This window comes from Halonotius pteroides (assembly GCF_003605635.1).
Classification (GTDB): domain Archaea; phylum Halobacteriota; class Halobacteria; order Halobacteriales; family Haloferacaceae; genus Halonotius; species Halonotius pteroides.
The window spans coordinates 1-1,058 of record NZ_QMDW01000104.1 but is presented as its reverse complement, the minus strand read 5'-3'; the positions used below and the strand labels follow the sequence as shown (position 1 = coordinate 1,058).

Annotated in this window: 1 protein-coding gene; it reads right to left on the bottom strand. The window is 52.1% G+C overall.

Going from position 1 to position 1,058, the window contains the following annotated elements; translation table 11 throughout:
* Positions 1–149: 149 nt before the first annotated feature.
* A partial coding sequence (locus tag DP106_RS15360) for a methyl-accepting chemotaxis protein (RefSeq protein WP_240625470.1) occupies positions 150–1,058 on the bottom strand: 909 nt, incomplete at its 5' end.

Sequence of the window (1,058 nt, the reverse complement as noted above, 5' to 3'; positions counted from 1 at the left end):
TTCGGCACCGATGTCATCTCACCCCTGTCAGTGATTTCGGTGACATACTCCAGTCCAATACAGTACGACTGGTCACCGATGCTGAAGGTGAGTACTTGTGTGGTCTCTTCAGCAGTTCGATCTGAGGGTTTTTGCGTGGCACTCATCGTTCAGTTTGTCCTGTAGGTAGACTGTTCAGTGGTTATTCCGTCAGGATTCTCGTTGAGTCCCGCCGATTGATCGGTGTCAACTTTGAATTCGTCTGCCTTTGCTTGGAGGCTATCGGCACGCTGACTCAGCACCTGTGCCATTTCGGCGACTTCGTCCATCGCCGCCGATTGCTGGTCAACACCAGCAGCCACTTCTTGCATTGAGCCCGTAATCTGTTGTGTCATCGCCGATGTATCTTCGATGACAGCACTGATTTCCTCGGCATTTTTCGCCTGTGCCTCCGCTGCATCGCTCGTTTCGGCAACACTTTCACTTGTTTTGCCGATCTCGGATTCAATCTCGTTGAGTACATTGGCGACCGATTCAACCGCATTGACGCCTTTGGTAATCTCGTCGCTAACGGTTTCATACTGGTCAGTAACGGCCGCTGTTTCCGTCTGAGCCTCTTCGATAATCTGGGTGATCTCAGTCGTTGATTGCTGAGATTCATCGGCAAGATTCTTCACCTCGTCGGCTACAACAGCAAACCCATCACCAGAGTCGTCCGCACGCGCGGCCTCAATGTTTGCGTTGAGTGCCAACAGGTTTGTTTGATCTGCGATATCCGAGATCACTTCGGTGATCTCACCCACATTCTTCATCTGTGAATCGAGCGACGTTATCGCAGCCTCAATCTCATCCATCGCCGCAACAGCGTCCTCTATCTGGTCAACGGCGGCGGACACATCTTCAACACCGTCAACAGAAAGTGACGATGCTTTGTCCGCTTGGGCGTCAATTTCCTGCAGTGTGGCTGTGATTTCCTCGATTGAGGATGACAGGTCTGTAACGTTCCCGCTTGCTGTCTGAGCCTTGTCGGCCAAATCTTCCGCACCCTGAGTCACCTCATCACTGGACGCGCTGATTTG